Origin of the sequence: Pleionea litopenaei, from assembly GCF_031198435.1 — a bacterium.
In the GTDB taxonomy this organism is placed as follows: domain Bacteria; phylum Pseudomonadota; class Gammaproteobacteria; order Enterobacterales; family Kangiellaceae; genus Pleionea; species Pleionea litopenaei.
This window is the reverse complement of the sequence record NZ_CP133548.1, coordinates 3,564,340-3,580,808: the sequence shown is the minus strand read 5'-3', so window position 1 is coordinate 3,580,808 and position 16,469 is coordinate 3,564,340. Positions and strand designations below refer to the sequence as shown.

Below are 16,469 nucleotides of genomic sequence, written 5' to 3'. Positions count from 1 at the left end.
CCGATGACTCAACATTCAAACAATATTTTTTTACCTAACAAAAATTTCAAAAAAATTTTCTTGTTGCCTTAACTTGTTGCCATAAACGACCTAACGGTTCGATCTGTTACAACACATCATAGCCTCTCGACAGCTACTCGGCCACGGGCTAACGCCTTGAAGCAAATATAAGACCATAATAACCAAACACCCCTTGCAACGAAATCCCACGCCCCAGTCATGTCGTCTTGGAATCGTTCATGTCATTTTAGAATCGTTCATGTCGTCTTGGAATCGTTCATGTCGTCTTGGAATCATTTGGTTTAAGGCCTTGCTCTGTTTTACGCATTTCAGCGTAAAACAGAGCAACAAGACGAATTGACATCACACCTTCCCTAATCGACGAAACTTTATGGCCAACACTCCCATACGCACCTTCTCCTCTCAGCTCCCTAAGCAGTGCAAAACGTTACGTCTCATTCTCGGAGACCAACTCAATGCTTCGCATTCGTGGTTTCGAAAAAAAGATGACGAAATTGTCTATCTCATCGCCGAAGTAAATGAAGAGCATCAATACGTTAAGCACCACGTTCAAAAAATTTGCGCCTTCTTTTTAGCGATGCACCAGTTTGCACAAGCGCTTGCGATCGCTGGGCATCAGGTTATCTATTTGACCCTCGATGAAACGAAAGAGTACGCTTCATTTGCAGAACTCATTGCCGCCTTAAACACCGCCCATGCCTTCAACAACTTCGAATACCAACAACCCGATGAGTACCGGCTCTCGGAGCAACTCTCACAGCTAGCCTCTGAATTCAAACACTCAAAGGTTTACTCCAGTGAACACTTTTATTTAACCCAAGAAGACATCAACGAAGAATTCAAACAGGGTGAGCATACGACCATGGAGTTTTTCTATCGACGTATGCGAAAACGCTTTGGCATATTGGTTGAGAACAATAAACCGATCGGTGGCCGTTGGAATTTTGATCAAAGCAATCGTAACAAACTAAAAGAAGCTGATCTTAAAGACATTCCCGAACCATTGTTGTTCGACAACGATGCATCCGATATTTTAGAACGCCTGCAAGCACACTCAGTGAATTATTTTGGAAAAGAATCTAGACAACTTATTTGGCCGGTAACTCGTCATCAAGCAAGACAATTACTCTCCTTTTTTTGCCAACATCAATTGATTCATTTTGGTCGCTTCCAAGATGCAATGACTCAAGCGACTGACTACGCTTGGAGCATTTATCATTCACGATTATCTTTTGCGTTAAACAGCAAAATACTATCGCCTAGAGAAGTGATTGAACGTGTTTTAGATCACTGGCAAGACAATCCATCGATTGATATCGCGCAAGTTGAAGGGTTCATTCGACAAATACTCGGTTGGAGAGAATACGTGCGAGGTATTTACTGGCGAAACATGCCTGAGTATGCAGAAAAAAATGCACTGCAAGCAAGTCATCCGCTTCCCGATTATTTTTGGAATGGCAAAACTCAGATGAATTGTTTGCGTCAATGCCTGACGCAATCACTCGACTACTCCTATGCCCATCATATTCAACGCTTGATGGTCATTGGCAACTTTTGTCTGCTATTTGGTATCGATCCGGATCAAGTGGACGAGTGGTATTTAGGCGTATACATCGATGCGATAGAGTGGGTTGAGATGCCCAACACTCGAGGTATGACGCAGTTTGCCGACAATGGCATTGTTGCGACAAAGCCTTACGCAGCCAGCAGCAACTACATCAATAAAATGAGTGATTATTGTAAGCATTGTTCTTACACTCAAAGCAAAAAAGTGGGCGACAAAGCATGCCCTTTGAACAGCGCCTATTGGCACTTTATTTATCGACATCGCGAGAAATTTCAATCAAATCCGAGAATGACGATGGTCTACCGAACTTGGCAAAAAATGGAGGATAAACAGCAGCAAGCCATCTTAGAGCAAGCGGATGGCTACATAGAAAACTTAAATCGATTGTAGTATAACCTAGTCGTTGATGAACACTCTGCTTGCTAGAAGATACCATAAAAACAGGGAGACAATATGAAGACCGGGAATGAACATGAGCTCATCTGTGCATCACTTCTTAACTGAGTTCAATCAACTGTTAACTGAGTTCAATCAACACCGGCGCTGGCTGGTATTAACCGGTGCTGGCATCAGTCTCTCTACCGGAATACCCACTTATCGCAACGATCAAGGTCAATGGATACGCAGTACCCCGATCAAGCATCATGAATTTATCCAGAATCCAACGATTCGTAAGCGCTACTGGGCGCGCAGCATTTTGGGTTGGCCGAGTGTTGCCAACGCAACGCCCAGCAACAGCCATATTGCGTTGGCAAAGCTCGAGCGTCAGCAACGGTTGACCGGACTAATCACTCAGAATGTCGACCGACTACATCAGCAAGCAGGACATCAACAGGTTATCGACCTGCATGGAAGGCTCGATCGCGTTCGTTGTCTGCAATGTTCTAGTTTCGAAAGCCGCGAGCAATTGCAACAAAGACTACTCACAAGAAACCCTTTCTTATTGCATATATCTGGATTGACCGCTCCCGACGGTGATGCATCCTTTCATGATCCGCAACTCGAAGAGTCAATCACCGAGCAGCTTCAACCGGTTCCCTGCTTAATCTGTGGCGGGACATTAATGCCCGATGTGGTGTTTTTTGGGGGTACGCTAGCAAAAGAAACCCATACCGCGGTTCAGCAACTCTTACAGCAAAGCCAAGGCGTCATGGTGGTGGGATCTTCTTTAATGGTTTACTCGGGTTATCGAATCTGCAAGCAAGCTTACCAAGAAGGCAAGCCTCTGCTTATCATTAACCGAGGAGTTACCCGAGCCGATGAGCTCGCGTCCCTTAAAATTAGCGGCGATTGTGAATACACACTACAACAACTCGTCGAAAACACATGTATAAATGACCCTCTTTAAAGTACCCGCTTTGCTTGAAATTACATGATTTTAAGCTAGTTTTTAATAATCACTTCTTAAAATTCGTGAGCATATGAGTTCAAATCATGATGCCGACAAAATTAATGCTCGCATCCGACACCGCTATCTAATAGCCCTGACACTTATTGCCGTTTTGATCAGTGCCACTGCTTTTGTTGCTCAGTACATGCTGTCGAGTTCCAAATTCGATGCGCAAATTATTAATCTTGCTGGCTCACAACGAATGCTCTCACAAAAAATCGCTCTGCATGCTAACAGCATTTTACGGGGGAGTTCCATTGCAGAAGTATCCAAAGCTCGACAAGAATTGCAAGCGACTGCCGAAAAGTTTTCAACAAATCATCAACAACTTGCGTATAAAGAATTCAGTCTTCGTCCGCAATTGCTATCAACGGCAATACTCGACTTATACTTTTCCGGCAATCCCAGCTTAGATCATCGAGTGACACAATACGTTGCTCATGCGCGACAACTCATTTCTCAAGCAACACCGACAAAAACTGACTGGCCCTATACAACAGAGCAAACCAACCAACTACTCAGAGACTTAGATAGTGTTGTGTCGGCATTTGAAGAAGAAGCTCGAGAGCGAATCAAGTTCACCAGTCATGTTGAGCTCGCCTTATGGATTTTCACCATGATCTTGCTCATGCTTGAAGTTATTTTTATCTTCAAGCCGCTAGAACGTAAAGTAACCGAGCTTTTCTTAAAAAGTGAAACCGCTAGAGTTCGCGCTCAGCAATTACAAGAAAAAGCAGAGTTGGCCAGCCAAGCAAAATCACAGTTTTTAGCCAATATGAGCCATGAGTTACGTACTCCCCTTAATGGCATACTAGGCATGATTGAGCTATCCGCCGAAGAAAAAGATGCGAAAGTGCGTTTCGATTATTTGACCAAGGCGAAAAACTCAGGTAAGCATTTACTCTCAATTATTAATGATGTTCTAGACATCTCAAAAATTGAAGCCGAACGTTTAACAATCGAACACTTTCCTTTTTCGATGACAAAACTCATTGATGATTGCTTGGCGCCAATAGCGGTTCTTTGTCAAAAGAAAGGATTAGCTTTTACCTACGACTTTGCAGAAGAAAACGCCTCCGTTAATCCAGAGTGGGTGCAAGGAGACCCTGTAAGAGTCAGTCAGGTGTTGCACAATTTGCTGAACAATGCCGTTAAATTTACCGAAACTGGTGGTATAGAGGTCTCTATTAAATTCGCAGATAATGAGGAGTCTTCACGTTACATAAACTTAAACGTTAATATCAAAGATACCGGCGTTGGGATCCCTGAAGAAAAACTAACGACTATCTTTGAAAAATTTACCCAAGCCGATGATTCAACGACTCGCCGGTTTGGAGGAACAGGCTTAGGCTTGAATATTTCTAAACAGCTGGTTGACTTGATGCAAGGAAAACTTGAAGTCACCAGTGAAATCGATGTAGGTACTGAGTTTTCACTTTCCATACCCTTGCAACTGGCCACAGAACCACCTCAAGCCGCTAGAGATGAATTCGATGAAGCGTTTACTGTTGCTATTGTTGATGATCTTAATAGTAGCCGACAGTATTTATCATTGGTTTTATCTCGCGCCAAGATCAATTATGTCGAGTTTAATTCAGGCATTGGTTTAATCGACTATCTCACTCAGACAAATAGTCACTTCGACCTTATTCTTATCGACTTGCATATGCCCGAACTCGATGGCCTTCAAACCGTTGAAATGTTAAAAGAACGAAAGCTAATTAACGATACACCATTAATAATGGTTTCCGCTGCATCTGACCAGCATCTATTTACGCAACAGCAACAGCAATGGTTCAGAGCTATTCTTACGAAGCCAATCAATGAGCCTCACTTGCTCTCTTTAATAAAAGAGTTGAGTCAAAGCGAGTTACCCAAGAGATCGTTAAATATTTTAATTGCAGAGGACAATAGTGTTTCTGCACTAATCGCAATCAAGATGGTGGAAAAACTAGGGCATAAAACAACATGGGTAAAAAATGGCGAAGAAGCGGTCGAGTACGTCAAGAAAGGTCAATTCGATTTAGTTTTAATGGATGTCAACATGCCCATTCTCGATGGACATCAGGCCAGTGAAAGGATAAGAAGTCAGCATAATAATATTCCAATCATCGCTTTGACAGCCAATGCATTTACTGAAGATATCTCTGCTTCAAAACAAGCTGGTATGACCGACCACATAACCAAACCGATTGTCTTTACAGAACTGCAAAGAGCCATACAGTCGGCAGTTGCTAAATGACCGCGCTATGAATTCTACAACTCTGAGTTTAAAAGCCATTGAATATCTTGCGCCTCGCTCAAAATATACTTACTAAGAAATTTTTCTAAATCTTGGTTGTTCGGAAAAGAGTAATACTTTCCCGATTCAATATTCGGTAAAACACGCTGAACATCTGCTTCTACTCTAATAAGTTCTAGACAGCCGAGAATGTCCTTAACGCCTTGACGATAAAGCCGTAACACATTAAACCAATAACTCTTTTGGTAATCGACTTTTTGCCGCGATATCTTAATAATGGGTCCGGCATCGATGTCAGAAGAATCAATGTAGTGCAAACTCGTCCCTATTTCTTCTTCTTCCTGTAGCATCGACCAAAAAGTGGCCATAACGCCTCGATAGCTAGGCAGTATGCCGGAGTGTAAGTTAATAATACCTTTATTAGAAAGACCTATTACCGACTCTTTTATAATCACTCCGTACCGAATAGAAATGACTAAATCGATCGCTAAGTCAGATAATTCTTCTATTCGGTTTGGGGCGTTAATATCATTAACGATTTGAACGGGCACCTTAAAATAGTCAGCAAGTTGCTCAAATGAAATGATCGATGAGCTCGAAGGTGTTGCTGATAAAAATAAATTCAGATCATCGAGACATCCTTGCTCAAGATATTTAAGTTGCCTCATCTCATGGTGTATGTTGAACGTCGTTGTGTTGCCGCCCACCCTTGATGATAACCAAATAGAAAGAGTATCGTTTTTTAGGGATGGTAGTAGCTGTCGCAAAGCAATAAGCGATGCAACGTCAGAGTTCGCTAATAGCAAAATATTCATGATTGATTAATCACTGGTAACCAGCATTGCAAATTATTCACTTCACCCTCCCAGTCAATCATAACCTTTCCCTGATTCTCCCAATAAGTAACGCCTTCGCCTTGATACAAGGACCCCGTTCCACTAGGTGTGAGTAATAAAACGCGCGATGAACCCTGTCGTTCCAATTTAATACTAGGTAAATCCGTGTCGTAATAACTCACGATAAAACGCCATGACGATTGACTCGGACACTTGAGAAGTAATCGCTTAGCATGATTGACTATTTCAAACTTAGCCCTAAGCGTTGCTAACCGTGACGTATAACTATCTAACAAACATTCTTTAACAGCTACTTCTTTGGAACAATCGTTACGTTGTTTCAACCATTGCTGTTGCTCACGTTTAAAAGTATCTAACCGCCCGCTTTGATGGCTATCAGTAGTGTCCTTTGTCCAAGTAGGACTGTTTTTTTGATGCAATTGTCGTAATATCCGTTGTTCGACTACGAGCATTTTATCATCGAGTTTCTTTAGTTCTGCGTCAGAGCAAATAAGTTCTTCAACAGCAAGTTTAAGCGCTCCTTTGCAGGTGTAAGAGGGGGCAAAGCCGCTGCCTTGAGTAGGATGGTGAGCAAGGTATATATTCGAGCTGAGAGAATCTTGATTCATACCATTCTCGCTCGTTCGCTTAGAGTCCTCTTCTCCACTTAAATCGAGGCTTTCTTTTGCAACGCTACCTTTTGCAACACTACCTTTTGCAACGCTACGCTCTGATTCTGTCGCTGCAACACCGCTTGTGCTTGAAGTATCTGGAGCTCGACAAGCAGCCAAACTGACTAAACACAAAATCATCATTAAACGTTTTTCTATTCGTTGCAATTTGAGTTTCCTTACTTAAGTTTTGAGCATAAACTCATAATTTTCAAACGTTGCTGTTTTTGGCAGCTGTATTTGGTAGCTTTCATTTCTAAACTTGTTAAAGCAGTCTAGTTTACGCCTACCTATAAATCTAACTCTAAGGCATTTAACTGTATACCCAATGACTACTCCAGCCGATCAACATAAATAAAATAACCAGCCAAATTATTTTTATCTTAAATCGGTTCAATGCAAACAATGCCATCAAAATCACTGGCCATTGCCAGACGTATTGTACACCGGTACTCCAAATAGGGTTGATCAAGGCAGCCACTAATAACCCAACTACGGCCGCATTCACCCCCGCCACCGCTGCGACAAAACCAGGTCGCTGCAACCAACGTTGCCAAAAGTCTCGAACCGCAAGCACAAGGAGAAAACCTGGTAAGAAAATCCCTAACGTTGCTAACGTTGCCCCAAGCAATGTCGCATTCGGATGCAGTTCACTGCCTAAATAAGTTGCTAAGGTAAACATGGGCCCCGGCACACCCTGAGCGGCAGCATACCCTGTTAGGAAGGTATTCGAGTCAATCACCAGTGTGTTTTGCAATAATGGTAGCACCACATGGCCACCACCAAACACTAAACTACCCACTTGAAAAAACTGGAAAAAAGAAGTGACCAGACCATGGCTGGTTAATTCAGGAACCAGAGAAAGGGTGATCGACACAACAAATAACACTAAGAATAAGGCTGACCACCACTTTCCATTGTTGGATGTTTTGATAACGTTATTCGTGTTGATAGAATCATTCGTCTTGATTGAATTCGCCGACAGTGACGAATCATGGTTGTTATCTTCCGAGGTTGACTGATTAGGGCCATTGCGTTCAGCAAATCGACGACCTGCACGCTGCACACTCCAATGGATGAACGCGGCAATTAAAATGACCAGCATCTGCATCATTAGAGACGGAAAACTTAGAATGAGTACGGCGGCTCCTAGCGTGATCAGAAATGTCGCCAAAGTGCGTGAAAAACTTTTTCCCATTTGCCAAATAGCATCGATCACCACAACCACGGCAAACAGCTTCAATCCGTCAATCAAGCCTAGTAAATGGATCGATTGCTCGAAGCGCGACTCCATCTGAGTTAAACCATACATTATGAGAAAAGATGGCAAGGTAAACCCAAGAAATGCAGCTATGGCTCCACCGATACCCGCTCGGTGAAGACCAAGCATGAACCCTACTTGGCTAGATCCTGGACCGGGAAGTAACTGAGAAAGAGCAATCATTTGGCCGTACTGGTCACTCGATAACCACTGTTTCTGTTCGACAAAATGCCGTCTGAAATAGCCTATGTGTGCGGCTGGCCCACCAAAGCTGAACCAGCCAAGACTAAAAAATTGAAGAAATACTTTCCAGCTATTCAGCATACTTTTCATAGAATGAGTCACTTCATTTAAGCCAAGGTTATTGGAGCAAAACAACCGAATAGCTTATTGAACCAATATATCAAAAATATGACAAGAGACATTTAGGATTAGGTGGCCAAGACCTTATCAACTATGTGCTCTTTCGCTGCAAGCTGTGATTTCTCCATATTAAAAACACGACAGGCAACACCCATAGCGTTAAAATCACCGCCGTGATCATTCCTCCAACCATAGGCGCAGCCAGTCGGCTCATTACTTCTGAGCCAGTTCCCGTACCTAACAAAATGGGAATCAAGCCCAAAATTGTCGCACCAGCAGTCATCAATACGGGGCGAACTCTCATAACCGCAGCATCGATTACGAGGTCTCTAAGTTCGTTAAGCGATATTGACGTCTGTGCATTGGTTAATGCTTGATGATAATTCTGATTGAGGTAAACCAGCATGATGACACCGGTTTCTACCGCAACTCCTGCAAGCGCAATAAAGCCTACGCCCGTGGCAACAGAAAAGTTGTATTGCAATAAATACATGAGCCAAACACTTCCAACCAGCGCGAGCGGTAACGTGGCCATTAGAATCATCACTTCGGTCATTCGGCCAAAACTTAAATATAAAAGAACAATGATGATCACCAACGTTAAAGGAACCACATAACTTAGCTTTTCTTTTGCTCGTAACATGTATTCGTACTGTCCGGCCCACTGTAAGCTGTATCCGGGCGGTAATTGAATTTTTTCACTTAAGATTGTCTGACCTTGCTCGACGTAATGCCCAATATCAATATTTTCAATATCAACAAACACCCAGCCATTGATTCGCGCATTTTCACTTTTAATTCCGGCCGGTCCGTTACTGAGTTTTATGTTAGCTACGTCGCCCAAACTGATCCTTAGTCCATTAGGCGTTACGATGGGGAGTAGTTTTAATTGCTCAGGCGAATTGCGATAATCTTGAGGGTAACGAATACTTACGGGATAACGCTCAAGTCCTTCGACTGTTTGCGTGACATTGGTTCCTCCTACAGCCGTCGTGATGACCTGTTGAACATCGCTAATATTCAAGCCATAACGAGCTGCTTTAGCGCGGTCAATATCGATATTCAAATACCGTCCACCCGCGACTCGTTCAGAATAGACCGAGAGTGTCCCAGGAACTTGTTCGAGTACTTTCTCTATCTGCTCTCCAATTTTTTGTATCTGCGTGAGATCCGGCCCAGCGACTTTAATACCTATCGGTGTTTTCACTCCTGTGGCCAGCATATCTATTCGCGTTTTAATCGGCATAACCCAAGCATTTGAAAGCCCTGGAATATTAACCGTCGCATTCAACTGATCAATAATATCTTGAGTGGTTACTCCCGGACGCCATTGCTCGGGTGGCTTTAATTGAATAAAGGTTTCAATCATTGTTAAAGGCGCAGGATCCGTCGCAGTTTCAGCTCGACCAACTTTACCAAATACATTTTTCACTTCAGGAATTTGGCGTATCATTTTATCCGTTTGTTGTAGTATTTCGCGCGCTTTACCAATAGAAACACCAGGGTAAGTGGTTGGCATATACATGATGTCGCCTTCATCCAAAGGCGGCATAAATTCACTGCCGATTTTACTTAATGGCCAAATCGTTGCGAGCATAACCAAAAAGCAAACCATTAACGTTAACTTAGGTCGATATAAAAATACTTTTAACAAGGGCTTATAGACACTTTGCAATCCTCGGTTAATCGGATTTTCTTGCTCCGATTTAATTTTTCCCCGAATAAAATACCCCATTAACACCGGCACCAGAGTAATTGCAAGAATTGCAGCGGCACCCATTGCATAGGTTTTAGTAAAGGCTAGCGGAGAAAACATTCGCCCCTCTTGTGCCTCTAAAGTGAATACCGGTAAAAAACTGACCGTGATAATTAATAGGCTAAAGAACAAAGCCGGTCCAACTTCACTGGCGGATCTAAACACAATGTCCCATCGATTTTGTTGATTGATGGGCTCTCGCTCAATGTGTTTATGCATGTTTTCTATCATCACAATCGCGCCATCGATCATTGCCCCTATGGCGATTGCTATTCCACCCAGTGACATAATATTTGCATTCAGACCCTGCCAATACATCACAATAAAAGCGATCAGTATGCCAACTGGAATACTAATGATGGCGACCATAGAAGAACGAACATGGAAAAGGAAAACGATACAAATAGCCGCAACCATTAAGAACTCTTCTAATAGCTTTTGCCATAAATTATCAACGGCACGAGTTATCAGATCACTTCGGTCATAAACAGGCACAACTTCTACACCATCTGGTAAACCGGCTTTCACTTGTTCTAATTTTGCTTTGATGCCCTCAATGGTCTTTTGCGCATTTTCGCCAAAACGCATCACAACAATGCCACCAACCACTTCCCCTTCGCCATTCAGCTCAGCAATACCACGACGCATCTGCGGACCCAAGGAAATATCAGCGACGTCTCCGAGTAATAATGGCGTTCCCTGTTGATTGACTCCCAGTGGAATAGCAAAAAGGTCATCCACTGATTGCAAATAGCCTGTGACACTGACCATATACTCAGCTTCGGCCATCTCTATAACCGAGGCTCCTACTTCTTGATTACCACGTTGAATGGCTGTTTGAATTAGGCTGAGCGGGATACCATAAGCTCTTAGTTTATCGGGGTCGACTCGAACTTGATATTGGCGAACCATTCCACCCAAGGTTGCAACTTCCGACACACCCGAAACCGTTTGCAACTCATACTTTAAAAACCAGTCTTGTATACTGCGTAATTGACTCAAATCATGCTGACCGGTTTGATCTTGTAGCGCATAAACATAAACCCAACCAACGCCCGTAGCGTCGGGTCCCAATTGCGCTTTTGCTCCCTCAGGAAGGTTAGGAGCAACTTGACTTAAATATTCTAGAACTCGAGAGCGAGCCCAATAAAGGTCAGTGTCATCATCAAAAATAACGTACACGAATGAGTCACCAAAAAAGGAAAAGCCTCGTACCGTTTGTGCACCGGGTACCGACAACATGGCGCTGGTGAGAGGATAAGTCACTTGATCTTCAACGACTTGAGGCGCTTGTCCTGGGTAGGAAGTCTTGATGATCACTTGTACATCGGACAGGTCAGGAATTGCATCCACTGGGGTTTGCTTCACCGAAAAGATACCTAAACCACAAATGATCAAGGTGGCAAGCAACACCAAAAAGCGGTTCTTCAAAGACCATTGAATAACCTTAATGATCATGATCAGTCTCCCCCACCATCGATGAACCATCTTGGCTTTGATCGGTGCTACTCAATTTATCCCCAGCCACAATCCCTTCCATAGCCACGATCACAAAGTCATCACGAACTTCGAAAGTAAATCGCACAGAGTCTCCGGCGCGGTAATCGTCAATATTAATGGACTCGTCAAGTTTAAACGTCATGGTCGTTGCCGGACGATTCCATTTTTCGATAGCGGAACGATGAATGAGCATTGCTCGGCTACTTTTTTCTATCGATTGAATTTCACCGGTCACCGTCGCCGAGGGATAATCGTTCGAATGACTCTCTGTTGACGACTCACCGTCCATAATATGAATGTCAGTGATTAGGTAACTCTGCTCTCCCTGCACGGCTCGTTCAGAAAGTTGCGCGTGAATGATTTTTCCCGCGCTGAGTAGTGAAAAGTCCACCGCATTATCAACTTCAAAGTTCATCGTCATCGCCGGCCAGTCCCACTCATCGATGCTTGGGTGACTTGCCTTAACCGTTCTGCTCTGATCATCGACTTCTATCAACGTAATTTCGGTCCAAACCGAACTGGGTTTTTGGCTATAAGGAGCTTGTCGCATAAAATCGGAGCTTTTACTGGATTCCGAATCAATGAGAAATTGAGCCGACGTAATCACTGTGTCGTCTAGTTCAACCCCTTCTAAAATTTCAAAAAACTCGCGGTTGCTACTACCAAGTTTCACGGCGACCGATTTAAATACACCAGGCTCAAGTTCAACAACTATGCGATCTTGCACCCCAGTTCTGATCACCGCTTCTCGAGGCACCGTTAAGACCGGCTGTGACTGAGTTGAGTGAATTTGAATTTGAGCGAACATATTCGGTTTTAATGCCTGATCATCATTGCTGAACTCCAATCGCAGGCGCAATGTTCTTGTTGTTGCATCGAGGGTAGGATAAATATAGTCGACTCGGCCCTGCCATTGTCGACCGGGAATGGAGTCCAACGTCATGGTGACAGGTTCTCCAACGTTAACCTGGCTGGCCTGACGTTCAAATAACTCGGCTTCAACCCATACTCGTGACAAATCACCGATAGACATCAGCGTGTTACCTGGCTGCACAAAAAAACCTTCGCGAATTCTCAAATTATCGACAACGCCATCTTGGGGCGCATAAAAAATTACTTTCTGCATCACTTCTTGGTTGCGTTTAATCGATGCAATGGTTTTGTCGTCGAGTTGTAAGGCCTTTAATCGCTCCATTGCGGCTTGAACCAAGCGCTGATTATTTCTCTGTAAAGCAATTAAGAGTTCTTCTTGCGCATTAACCAGTTCCGGAGAGTAAAGAGAGTAAAGTGGCTGCCCTTTGGTTACTGGATCGCCTTCAGCATTCACCATCAACTGCTCCACCCAACCCGCAACTCGAGGATGAATGTGAACCAATCGTTTTTGATCATATTGAATGTACCCGACGCTGCGTAAATCTTGTGTCAGTTGACGCAATTGTGCTGTACCTCGTCGAACGCCAAGGTTGTTCACCACTTGGGGATCAATCGCGACCATCCCTGCGCTCTTTTGCCCTTGCGGCTCTTCATATACAGGCACAAGGTCCATGCCCATCGGCGATTTTCCAGGTTGATCGCGACGATAATTCGGATCCATAGGCGCAACCCAATACAATGGCTCTTTCGACTGCTCAGACTGAGTACCCTTCGACAAGACCCAAGTATTCAAAGTCATAGTGACAAGGGCGCCAATGAGCATGCTGGCAACCACGAGAAAAACGGTTCCTTTGTTAGGTTTAGCGTTACTCATTGTTCATCTCCAATGTTTGAAACTTTACGGTTGTTACTTGTATTTGATTGCTCTTGACGCACTTGATAATTCGAGACGAAATAATTCCATTGCGCTTGATACTTTAGTTGTTCAACCTCGAGATCGAGTTGTTGCAGTCTTAATTTAAGCCATTGAGCTTGCGCGGCTAGGGCGTCAGAAAAACTACCATCATCATTGGTGTAGGCGGTTAAAGCCGCTTCAGCATGTTGCTCAGCTTGCGTTAACAGCGTTTTTTGAAAGTGATCTTGACGCTGCTCATTCCACTGATAGTTTTCAGCCACCACCAGAGCCTCAGAGAGCATGGTTTTAATCAAGTCTCGCACTTGGTATTTAGTCGATTGAACTTGATAGCGCGCCGATTCCACCACTTGATCGGTTTGTGAGCGATTAAAAATCGGTAAATCAAAACGAACACCGACGGAAAAAAAATCATCTCTTGGCATGCCATTTAAATCGTCTTGCCGATGTCCATAACTGGCACTGACTTTCCATTGTGGTTGGTGAGCTTGTTCAGCAATATGAGATTGCGTTTTATAGATTTCACTTTGCTGGTGCATCTGTTGAACTTTCGGATGTTGATTCAATAAAGGCAACAACAGCGGAGTCATTTCATTTGAAGGAAGGCCGATTAATTCTTGCTGTATAATATTAATACTGGGCTTTTGCTTATGAAGGTCAAAAGAAACATTCGCTAAATCATCGTCTCCCATCCAAGCCTTCAATGCCTTCACAATACTTTGTTCTCGTTGTTTCAAACGCAGTAAATCGTCATCGAGCCGAGACAGCTCCAATTGCGACTGCAGAACATTACTCTGTCGAGCGCTCCCTATGGCACTTGCATACCGAGCATTGACAATTTGTAAGGCCTGAGCGTACAGCGCCTTGGTTTTTTCAACAATTAGGAGCTGTTGTCGTACACGATATAGTTCGAACCACAAAGAGCTGACTGCTAGCTTTACTTCTGCCCGATAGTTCAGTAGAGACATTTCTGACTGAACAATTTTCTGTCGCCACACTTGTTGCTGCAGCTCGACCGTATCACCTCGATTTAACGGTTGAACAATTCCCAATTGAACTTGCGTCATTGGTTCTTGGGCAAAGCTAAAGGAGTCTATAGGCAAATTGGCCAACTGCAGTGAAATTTCAGGGTTGGGCAAACGATCACTGGCTAGCTCAGCGGCACGATACGCACTTTGATCTGCCTGTAAGGACTTCACTTTCGGCGCCACCAACAAAGCTCGATCAACAGCTTCAGCTAACGAGTCGATCGATTCTGAATTGGGTGCCGAAAATGATTCATTGCATAGCGCAACAATCGCTAGTGCATAGAACATGGATTTCATAGGTAAAGCCTTCTTTACTAATTTTTAATAACAGTCATTTGGGACACGTTAATGCGACCGAGATTGATTTAAAAATCAGATGAGAAAACGACAGTGATTGAGATAGATCTTGGGAGGGGAAAAAAGTCTTACGGCGATAAATTCAGCGTGAGCGATAAAGACCGAAGTTTCAGGCTTCGCACTTTCCAAAGCCGCGTGTTCCACATACTTTACTTTCGATTGATCTTTCACCAGCGAAACAAAGTCATTCACCTTGCAGCTTTCACAATCCAACGCGAGAGATGAGTCGTCACAACACTGGTGCGACGATGATGACTCGTTAGTAACGATAGGATCGGCGTTTGACGTCAAAGAATGTGAGTGTGAATCGATATGCCGGGAGTGAAGCATCGAACTCTTGCTACCGACGACTGAAGTTTCTTCAGTAGAGTGATGCTTATTGCTCGTTACATTTTGGTGATGTTGAGAGTTATTTGAAACCGGGGTCATGACTATTGCCATCGAAGCAGCACAACTTTGCCCTACCACCATGGCCAATAAAGCCAGTAGCATTATCAAGTGTATAGGGTTGCTGTTTTTCGAGACCAATCGCTGTTCCTCAACGTTTCAGACGCTAATTTAAACCCTTGAGCAGGTCTAGAGTCAAGTATTAGCCTAAGTTTAGCCGGAATACTTAGCAGATTCCACAATGGTTACAGACTCATTTGCCTCACTCCACTCGATAACCGCTTCACCGCTACGAAGCTGACTTTTTACTTGATTAATCCACTCAGACATCTGCGTAGACTCCATCTGATAATCTTCTAGTTTCGAGAGCACATACTCTCGAATTACATTATCTAGCGTGTCCGGATCTAATTCTTGCCAAGGAATGATCATTAACTCACCTTTGTTGCTAACACATGAATGTATCGACCAAGCCACTTAAAGGGCTCTTGCTGACTATACTGCAATTCTCGTTCAATGACCTGCTCGGGAAAAAGCAAACCACCACGTTTTTGGGTCGCGTAGTCAGAGAATACTCGAATACCAGAAACCTTCTCGATAGAAAAATGATGTTGCTCCAGCCACTCAGCAATTTGCGTCCATGTAGGAGCGGTATTCGGGGTTAAACTGCCTTGATCACTCTTTCGCTCAGACTGGTGGTCGAGATGATGAAAGTTGCCGCAGATTAAGTTTCTAAAATCTCTCCCGACGGTATTGTAAAAACACAGTGATAGATAACCACCTTCAACCAATTTACTCGCAATGGTCGGAATCAACCGCTCGGGTTGTTCAAGCCACTCAATCACCGCATGACAAAGAATCAGGTCGACCGGTTGCTGGAGGCTAGGTAAGAACTCTTGGTAAGGTTGATTGGACCATTCAATCTGAAACGGCAAAGTACTGTTGGTATTTTCCGAGTTAAGATTAGTGAGATCGTTAGATTTAAACTGAGAATCTATTTTTAACGGAGAGCCTGGTTTAAACTGAGCGTCTGGATTAAATTGCCGTTGCGCCTGCAGCATCATTTCTTTAGAGAGATCATTGTACCAAACCTGATGACCCTCTCGTGCGAATCGACGACAAAAATCGCCAAAGCCAGCGCCTATATCGGCGACTCGTCGTGGTTGTTGGAGCCACTTTTCGAGCAACGTTAAGTCTTGTTGAATGACCCGTCGACGCAGCTCACCCTTGTGAGTGGAATGTACTTTATTGAAAAAGTGTTGCGCGATATCGTCGAAATTTCTGTCCATCAGGAGCAACGTCAA

General features: G+C 43.7%; 12 protein-coding genes. 3 read left to right on the top strand and 9 right to left on the bottom strand.

Annotation, left to right across the window (positions count from 1 at the left end; all coding sequences use genetic code 11):
* The first annotated feature begins 391 nt into the window (after window positions 1–391).
* The 3 genes from Q9312_RS16060 to Q9312_RS16050 all read left to right on the top strand — a co-directional run bounded on the left by Q9312_RS16060 (window position 392) and on the right by Q9312_RS16050 (window position 5,220).
* Window positions 392–1,978 (top strand): cryptochrome/photolyase family protein, encoded by a 1,587-nt coding sequence (locus tag Q9312_RS16060; RefSeq protein ID WP_309201881.1) that lies wholly within the window; start codon window positions 392–394, stop codon window positions 1,976–1,978.
* An 82-nt stretch (window positions 1,979–2,060) separates the two neighbouring features.
* The gene (locus Q9312_RS16055; RefSeq protein WP_309201880.1) at window positions 2,061–2,936 is read left to right on the top strand and encodes an NAD-dependent protein deacetylase; all 876 of its coding nucleotides are present in this window, start codon (window positions 2,061–2,063) and stop codon (window positions 2,934–2,936) included.
* A 73-nt stretch (window positions 2,937–3,009) separates the two neighbouring features.
* Window positions 3,010–5,220 (top strand): response regulator, encoded by a 2,211-nt coding sequence (locus Q9312_RS16050; RefSeq protein WP_309201879.1) that lies wholly within the window; start codon window positions 3,010–3,012, stop codon window positions 5,218–5,220.
* A 14-nt stretch (window positions 5,221–5,234) separates the two neighbouring features.
* Here Q9312_RS16050 and Q9312_RS16045 read toward each other — a convergent pair whose 3' ends face one another.
* The 9 genes from Q9312_RS16045 to Q9312_RS16005 all read right to left on the bottom strand — a co-directional run bounded on the left by Q9312_RS16045 (window position 5,235) and on the right by Q9312_RS16005 (window position 16,454).
* Window positions 5,235–6,035 carry a formyltransferase family protein gene (locus tag Q9312_RS16045; protein WP_309201878.1) on the bottom strand — a complete coding sequence of 267 codons (801 nt, stop codon included), beginning with the start codon at window positions 6,033–6,035 and terminating at the stop codon, window positions 5,235–5,237.
* Window positions 6,032–6,895, bottom strand: coding sequence for an MliC family protein (locus Q9312_RS16040; protein WP_309201877.1), 864 nt, complete (start codon window positions 6,893–6,895; stop codon window positions 6,032–6,034). Before Q9312_RS16040 ends, Q9312_RS16045 begins: the two co-directional genes overlap by 4 nt.
* Before the next feature lie 145 nt (window positions 6,896–7,040).
* Window positions 7,041–8,321 carry a chromate efflux transporter gene (gene chrA / locus Q9312_RS16035; RefSeq protein ID WP_309201876.1) on the bottom strand — a complete coding sequence of 427 codons (1,281 nt, stop codon included), beginning with the start codon at window positions 8,319–8,321 and terminating at the stop codon, window positions 7,041–7,043.
* A gap of 121 nt (window positions 8,322–8,442) precedes the next feature.
* Window positions 8,443–11,565: an efflux RND transporter permease subunit gene (locus Q9312_RS16030; RefSeq protein WP_309201875.1), complete on the bottom strand. Its 3,123-nt coding sequence runs from the start codon at window positions 11,563–11,565 to the stop codon at window positions 8,443–8,445.
* The gene (locus Q9312_RS16025; RefSeq protein WP_309201874.1) at window positions 11,555–13,354 is read right to left on the bottom strand and encodes an efflux RND transporter periplasmic adaptor subunit; all 1,800 of its coding nucleotides are present in this window, start codon (window positions 13,352–13,354) and stop codon (window positions 11,555–11,557) included. The genes Q9312_RS16030 and Q9312_RS16025 overlap by 11 nt, the downstream gene beginning before the upstream one ends.
* Window positions 13,351–14,718 (bottom strand): TolC family protein, encoded by a 1,368-nt coding sequence (locus Q9312_RS16020; protein WP_309201873.1) that lies wholly within the window; start codon window positions 14,716–14,718, stop codon window positions 13,351–13,353. Before Q9312_RS16020 ends, Q9312_RS16025 begins: the two co-directional genes overlap by 4 nt.
* Window positions 14,719–14,793: 75 nt before the next feature.
* Window positions 14,794–15,306 (bottom strand): hypothetical protein, encoded by a 513-nt coding sequence (locus Q9312_RS16015; protein ID WP_309201872.1) that lies wholly within the window; start codon window positions 15,304–15,306, stop codon window positions 14,794–14,796.
* A gap of 72 nt (window positions 15,307–15,378) precedes the next feature.
* Complete coding sequence (locus Q9312_RS16010; protein ID WP_309201871.1) at window positions 15,379–15,597, bottom strand: YheU family protein; 219 nt, start codon at window positions 15,595–15,597, stop codon at window positions 15,379–15,381.
* Entirely contained in the window at window positions 15,597–16,454 is an 858-nt protein-coding gene (locus Q9312_RS16005; RefSeq protein WP_309201870.1) for a methyltransferase domain-containing protein, read from the bottom strand. Before Q9312_RS16005 ends, Q9312_RS16010 begins: the two co-directional genes overlap by 1 nt.
* Window positions 16,455–16,469: the final 15 nt, after the last annotated feature.

Bases quoted from the DNA above. Each gene is read 5' to 3' on its own strand.
- Q9312_RS16060 (WP_309201881.1), top strand. From the start codon at position 392: ATGGCCAACACTCCCATACGCACCTTCTCCTCTCAGCTCCCTAAGCAG.
- Q9312_RS16055 (WP_309201880.1), top strand. From the start codon at position 2,061: ATGAGCTCATCTGTGCATCACTTCTTAACTGAGTTCAATCAACTGTTA.
- Q9312_RS16050 (WP_309201879.1), top strand. From the start codon at position 3,010: ATGAGTTCAAATCATGATGCCGACAAAATTAATGCTCGCATCCGACAC.
- Q9312_RS16045 (WP_309201878.1), bottom strand. From the start codon at position 6,035: ATGAATATTTTGCTATTAGCGAACTCTGACGTTGCATCGCTTATTGCT.
- chrA (WP_309201876.1), bottom strand. From the start codon at position 8,321: ATGAAAAGTATGCTGAATAGCTGGAAAGTATTTCTTCAATTTTTTAGT.
- Q9312_RS16030 (WP_309201875.1), bottom strand. From the start codon at position 11,565: ATGATCATTAAGGTTATTCAATGGTCTTTGAAGAACCGCTTTTTGGTG.
- Q9312_RS16025 (WP_309201874.1), bottom strand. From the start codon at position 13,354: ATGAGTAACGCTAAACCTAACAAAGGAACCGTTTTTCTCGTGGTTGCC.
- Q9312_RS16020 (WP_309201873.1), bottom strand. From the start codon at position 14,718: ATGAAATCCATGTTCTATGCACTAGCGATTGTTGCGCTATGCAATGAA.
- Q9312_RS16010 (WP_309201871.1), bottom strand. From the start codon at position 15,597: ATGATCATTCCTTGGCAAGAATTAGATCCGGACACGCTAGATAATGTA.
- Q9312_RS16005 (WP_309201870.1), bottom strand. From the start codon at position 16,454: ATGGACAGAAATTTCGACGATATCGCGCAACACTTTTTCAATAAAGTA.